At 34.9% G+C, this 6475-nt stretch carries 8 protein-coding genes; all 8 read right to left on the bottom strand.

Annotation, left to right across the window (positions count from 1 at the left end; genetic code table 11):
• Positions 1-158: 158 nt before the first annotated feature.
• A complete protein-coding gene (locus HPY60_11000; GenBank protein ID NPV51704.1) occupies positions 159-1304 on the bottom strand; it encodes a zinc ribbon domain-containing protein in 1146 nt (381 codons plus the stop codon).
• Positions 1301-1789, bottom strand: coding sequence for a hypothetical protein (locus tag HPY60_10995; GenBank protein ID NPV51703.1), 489 nt, complete (start codon positions 1787-1789; stop codon positions 1301-1303). Before HPY60_10995 ends, HPY60_11000 begins: the two co-directional genes overlap by 4 nt.
• Positions 1786-2130, bottom strand: a complete 345-nt coding sequence (locus HPY60_10990; protein NPV51702.1) for a hypothetical protein — start codon at positions 2128-2130, stop codon at positions 1786-1788. The genes HPY60_10995 and HPY60_10990 overlap by 4 nt, the downstream gene beginning before the upstream one ends.
• 1 nt (position 2131) lies before the next feature.
• Positions 2132-2497 carry a hypothetical protein gene (locus HPY60_10985; GenBank protein NPV51701.1) on the bottom strand — a complete coding sequence of 122 codons (366 nt, stop codon included), beginning with the start codon at positions 2495-2497 and terminating at the stop codon, positions 2132-2134.
• Between the two features lie 30 nt (positions 2498-2527).
• On the bottom strand, positions 2528-3523 hold the full coding sequence (locus tag HPY60_10980) for a tetratricopeptide repeat protein (protein ID NPV51700.1): 996 nt from the start codon (positions 3521-3523) through the stop codon (positions 2528-2530).
• A gap of 36 nt (positions 3524-3559) precedes the next feature.
• Positions 3560-4246: a hypothetical protein gene (locus HPY60_10975; GenBank protein ID NPV51699.1), complete on the bottom strand. Its 687-nt coding sequence runs from the start codon at positions 4244-4246 to the stop codon at positions 3560-3562.
• Between the two features lie 198 nt (positions 4247-4444).
• Positions 4445-5245 carry a tetratricopeptide repeat protein gene (locus HPY60_10970; GenBank protein NPV51698.1) on the bottom strand — a complete coding sequence of 267 codons (801 nt, stop codon included), beginning with the start codon at positions 5243-5245 and terminating at the stop codon, positions 4445-4447.
• Positions 5246-5390: 145 nt separating this feature from the next.
• Positions 5391-6398: a tetratricopeptide repeat protein gene (locus HPY60_10965; GenBank protein NPV51697.1), complete on the bottom strand. Its 1008-nt coding sequence runs from the start codon at positions 6396-6398 to the stop codon at positions 5391-5393.
• Positions 6399-6475 lie beyond the last annotated feature (77 nt).

Raw genomic sequence — 6475 nt, 5'->3', positions numbered from 1 at the left:
GCCCCAAAGGCCGTCGAAATTTTAACAACAGATTTTATTCCAAATTTATTGATTTCATATTCCAAAAAAATCACCTTTTATTTTTTCACTTTTATATGGCCTTTTCCCTATATTTAAGGATATGGAAAAAAATAGGGAAAATAGGGAAAGAAGTTTATCTAGTTTGTTTTATAGGTATCTGCCCTATTCTTCTTCATTATCAATATATTTGCCTTTACAGTTTGATCGCTGTTATTATAAAAAATAATGTGCCAGGTACCTGAATAAGGGGCCTGGAAATAAGTTTCCCCGTTAGCAAATTTATCAGGCATGTTGTAGAAATTACAGTCCTTTCCTTTTTTGTACAAGTCATAATTATCGCTGTCCATGCACAATACTTTGATGGGAGAGGATATATTATAATCAAATAATAACCTGTAACCACCTGAAATATCTGTTTTTACAATGAATGTTTCGCTAGGTTTAATTTGCATGTGCCCGTTGCTACTATACACAATTGAATAAGAATAATAATCCGGAGGAGAAGAAGGGTACTTAAATAAGGATATATTCCCATACAGGACTATTAAACCCGATAAAAGCATGACAAAGACAATCGCTACCCAAAAATACTTTTCGTTCTTTCTGCTCTGCCCACCTTTTCTTTGCTCCAGTTTCTTGCCGCAATGCAGGCAGATGTCCCAATTGTCATAGATCTCCTTATTGCAGCTTGGGCAAATAGAAAGGTGCTTCGTACCAGATTTGCCATAATCTTGAGAGATAACATATCCGGCATACTCTTCTATATAGTAATCAGGATTTTTTAGTAAAGATTTTTGCCTTGAATAGAAGTAAAGGGCTAAAATTAGCGTTATAGCTATAAAAGGTATATTGTATAAAAAATTATATCCATTTCTCGGCCATGCCACACTTCTCAACCATATTATTAAGATAATCATGCATATTATCCCCGCAAAAAGGAGAATATCGTTTGGATCCATAATCTCTTTTTTATTTTGCATTGAGCGGACTAGGTTTTTTCTCATTCCATGCCTAAGCATAGAAGTGCTGTTTTCGCTGAAAATTACCAGAGTCCCCTTGTCGTGTGGGACAAGCTTTATTTTGTTCTCGTCGCTGTAGCCATAGGTTAATGCGAAATAGTGGAAGGGAGTTTTGTGGCCTGATTTATATAGTTGGATAAAATCTCCTTTTTCTTCTGTTTCTATTTCCTTTTGAGCTAACCATTCCTTGATCTCACTTTTCACCTGCACCATACCCTTGCCTTCTATCAGGTAGGCCTTACCGGGTTTGAAGTCGGATGTCATTTATTTGGCCTCCTTCGTGCCCTTCTCTCTAGCTTTGATAGTTTCTTAAAGTTCTTTACTCCAGTTCCTTCTACTTCGGGAAAAATCTTAAGTACGCCATCGAAATAGCCTGGGCTTTTGAGGCTCCCATAACCACAATCCTTGCAAAAATCACTCGCCATGCTCTTATAGGACTCGTAGCTAACGTTAGTGCTGCCACAGTTTGGGCACACCTTTACATACTTGCCTTTTGGAATGCTAGAGTAAGAATTTTCATTTTTGAATGCATCAGTGGTATAGTTTTCTTTTTTGTTTCCTTTCTTTACTATGTTAAAATGTTTAAGGTAAAAGACAATCCAAAGAAAAATTGAGAAGAATATTAGACTTAACATTACTAGATCAATAACTGGTAGCAATGTGTCTTCAGATAAGAACAAATAAAGAAAGAACAGGATAATAGATAACTCAAATGCAATGAGTAAATATCCTACAGTTCTGCGTTTCATTCAGTATCCTCCTCGTTTTCAGATTTGATAGAATCATAATTTCTCCAGTAACGCAAGATATAGAATGCTGTTACGCCTATAATAAACGCACTTACGATAAATGCAAGACAAGATGACAGTATAACACCGAAATAGTTTCTAAGTAGTATTGCAGAAATACCGTACGCTGGAAAAGCACTACCCAGTATTACAATCAAGAATCCAATCAGAATTCCGCCCTTAAACACCCATGGAGCCATCTCTCCTCCAACAAAATCTAGTCCTGTTTTAAGCCCCCTTGTTCCTTGTATGATAAGAAAGAGTCCGACTAAATACCGAAAGATAATGACTAGTAAATTCATATTAGTGCACCTGTTCTTTTGATTCGGCATCTATTTTGCTTATTCTAAGTTTGTATTTCTTATAAGCAATGTAAAAAATCCATGTTGTAGATAGAACATAAAGAGCAGTAATAATTATTTTGATCTCTACTCTCCATGATGAAACCCACAATCCAAATAATAGAAAAAAATGCATTATAAGACTTAGAAGGATATTCCATCTGGCGACTAACTCATGTGTATCTTTTCCAGTCCAAAAAATTGGAAAAATACCTTTTCCTGAGGTGAAGTAGTAAAGTCCACTTAAGATAAACAAGTATGTCACCCCTAAAAATAATGTAAAAATAAAAATTGCATCCAAAGTACTTAATGTGCTAGATATTTCCATTCTTAATCACTTCTTTTAATATCCTCTTTTTTATTTGTTACCGATTTCTTTTATCTTGTCAAAACATTCTTGGGCTTGTGCCTCTAGCCCCATTTGTAGGAATGCATTAGCTTTGCCATTCCACGCATCAACACGATTAGAATCTATCTGAATGGCTTTATCGAAGCATTCAATGGCTTCGATATTTTCCTCTTGGTAATAAAGTGAAATTCCTTTTTCATACCAAACTCCAGCAAGATTTGAATTTATTTCAATAGCTTTATCATAGCAGATTATTGCTTCTGAGTATTTGCCTTGATTATGAAGCACCTTTCCTTTGCCGTACCAAGCAGATAAATTATTTGTATCTATTTCTAATATCTCATCATAGCATTTTTCAGATTCTATATACCTCCCAAGATGTCGAAGTGCATCTCCTTTAGATTCCCATGCGGGGAGGTATTTTGGATCTATCTGAATGGCTTTATCGAAGCATTCAATGGCTTCAGAATACTTGAATCGCATTGAAATTAATAACCCTTTACCGGTATTCAAAGCAGCTGCTTGATTTGGATTCATTTCAATGGCTTCATCGTAAGAGGCTACTGCTTCGTCAAATTTGCCTTGTGCAAAAAGTGCAAATCCTTTCGAATTTATTGCGCCTATCTGATTAGGGTCTAAATTGATGGCTTTGTCAAAACAAACTATTGCATCATCAATTTTATATTGATAGAAAAGTGCGAGTCCTTTAGCAGCCCATGTAGGTGCAAAATTAGGATCTATTGCAATAGCTTTATCAAAGCAAACTATTGAATCGTCAAATTTTTTTTGCTCTTGGAGAATGGCCCCTTTATATATCCAAGCTTCTTTGTAACTAGAATTAATCTCCAACACTTTGTCAAATTTAATCATAGCTTCATCATACTTTCCCTCTTTGAGAAGAGATTCTCCTTCATTAAAAAGAACTTCAGGAGTTTTTTGCTCTGAAACACACAAAGCTGTCAAGAAAGTTGAAATGAGTAGAAACATTAAAAATAATCTGGCCATATACATATCTTAACCTCAATTTCCATATATTTAATGTTATTTCCAATACAACAATAGTAACAACAAACAAATTAACAACAACAAGATAAAAATGTAAGAAATGATTTTTTCTTTGGCGCTTGGGATTCCGAGTTCATTTCGATCTTCTAAATCTTTCTCGCATCGAAGGCAGATATCCCACGAGTCTTTTATTTTTTTATTACAGTAAGGGCAGTAGCATATACTATCTTCAAGATTTTTGATTTCCTCCTCAGTGCCAAACCTAATTTCAGGAAAATAAATAAGGCTGTCTACCAGTATATTACTTTTTTTTATACTGGAATAGCCGCATTTTTTGCAAAAATCACGGACCATATACCCATAAGATTCAACTGAGGAGTCCGTGCTTCCACATTCTGGGCATACTTTTACATACTTGCCCATTCGAGTATTCAAGTACAATTTCATTCTAAGATTTGCCCTAATGTTTTCGAGAATATCTATTTGCTCAATATATTTTTGTTTCTGTATGGTTTTTTCTATTTTTTCATATATTTTAAGATAGTCTGTTTTGTCCTTTCTCTGTTCCATGCATTCTGCTTTTTTTGTTAACCTAACAACTTTAATTCGTTTATAGAAAAACATTACGGCTAAAATAAGTAGTCCAAAACTAATAATAATTTGAATAGCTAAAACAAAAAGAAAAATATAATCAAATAGTAGATCAGATAATGGGCCCCCCATATTTTCAGTCAACTCAAGTTTATTTTGAATATGTCTTTTCCATATATTTAAGAATATGGAAAAAAATAGGGAAAATAGGGAAAGAGTTTATCCAATATAAGGGTTGTAATATAAGGCAGTTTACAAGTTTTTGGTTATATTAAAACGCCTTATAACATTAGTAAAATCATTCAGTTTAACTAATAAACTATAATGTGACTATCCTATATATCCTAGTTCCCGGGCTTTGTCAAAACATTCCTCAGCTTCCGTATTTCGCCCAAGAAATGCAAGTGCATGTCCTTTGTTATTCCATGCAGTAGCATTATTCGGATTTATCTCAAGTGATTTGTCAAAGCATTCTAGAGCTCCAGAGTATTCTCTTTCTTTGAGAAGTAAATATCCTTTGTTATTCCATGCAGTAGCATTATTCGGATTTATCTCAAGTGATTTGTCAAAGCATTCGATAGCTTCAGGATATTCTCTTTGTAGGAATAATACTTCCCCTTTCATATACCATATATTGGCATCATTCGGATCCATTTCAATTGATTTGTCGAAACATTCAATTGCTTCCGAGTATTTGCTTTGCTTAAAAAGTACATATCCTTTGCTCTTCAATGCATTTGCTAAGTTTGGATCTAATTCGATAGCCTTATCAAAACATTCAATTGCTTCAGCGTATATATTTTGGTTATAGAATGCATTTCCTTTGTAGTACCACACAATCGCATAATTTGGATCTATTGCAATCGCCTTGTCATAGCATTCGATCGCTTCAGAATATTTATTTTGTTTATAGAATGCATTTCCTTTGTAGTACCACTCTACAGCCTCGTTCTTTTCTTGATTGGCCGTTACTTCCACTTTCTCTTCCACAGCCTGATTTTCTTGATTGGCCGTTACTTCCACTTTCTCTTCCACAGCCTGATTTTCTTGAGTAGTTTTAGCGCACCCTGATAAGAGCAAAGTGCTAATGATAATCAAGCCCAACATAGTTACATTAATTCTTCTTGTCATGGTAGAATTTTGTCTTTTCCATATATTTAAGGATATGGAAAAAAATAGGGAAAATATGGAAAAATCAGGTTTGGATTACGGGATTTTCTCTAGAGTTACTAGTAAAAAATACTTGATTAGAAAAAGAAATAAAAAATATTAATTATTATTTCGCATACCCAAGTTCCTTTGCCTTATTGAAACATTCTTGGGCTTCTGTATTTTTTCCAAGTGCTTGGAGTGCAAGCCCTTTGTCGTTCCATACCGGAGCATAATTTGGGGCTAATGTAATTACTTTATCATAGCATTCAATTGCTTCGGAGTATTTTCCTTGTTTTGCAAGTGCAAGTCCTTTACAATTCCATGCGTAGAAATATTTTGGATCTATTTTAATCGCTTTATCACAGCATTCGATCGCTTCGGAGTATTTACCTTGTAAGAAAAGTGTACTCCCCTTGTAGAACCATGTATCAACACGATTTGGATCTATTTCAATAGACTTGTCAAAACATTCAATTGCTTCGGAGTATTTTCCTTGTCTTGTAAGTGCAGCGCCTTTTTCGTTCCATGCGCCTTTATAGTTTGGATCTATTGCAATCGCCTTGTCATAACATTCTATAGCTTCCGAGTATTTTCCTTGTCTTGCAAGTGCATATCCTTTGTGGTACCATATCGAAGCTGAATTTGGATCTATTTGAATTGCTTTATCGAAGCATTCAAGAGCGTCAGTATATTTGCCTTGATAAGCAAGTATAGCGCCTTTGCCCGCCCATGCAGGAGCTAAATTCGAATTTAGGGCAATGGTATTTTCATAGCATTCAAGAGCGTCGGCATATTTGCCTTGTGAGAAGAATGCATTTCCTTTGTCGCCCCATGCATCTGCATAATTTGGATCTATTGCAATCGCCTTATCATAACATTCTATAGCTTCAGCATATTTGCCTTGTGAGAAGAATGCATTTCCTTTATCGTACCATTCTACAGCCTCATTCTTTCCTTGAGTGTTTGTTACTTCTTGTTTCTGTTCCGCACTCTGATTCTCTTGAGTAGTTGTTACTTCTTGTTTCTGTTCTACAGTCTGATTAGAATGTGTTGTGGTCTCTCCGCATCCCGCCAAAAGCAAAGTACCTATCAGAACCAAAAACACCATAGTTACCTTAATTTTTCTTGCCATAAACATAATATCACATAATACTCTTGCCTTTTCCATATATTTAAGGATATGGAAAAAAATAGGGAAAATAGGGAAAA

It is taken from the genome of Methanofastidiosum sp., assembly GCA_013178285.1.
Taxonomy (GTDB): domain Archaea; phylum Methanobacteriota_B; class Thermococci; order Methanofastidiosales; family Methanofastidiosaceae; genus Methanofastidiosum.
The sequence above is the reverse complement of the archived record's forward strand: the minus strand, read 5'-3'. Positions and strand labels throughout refer to the sequence as shown.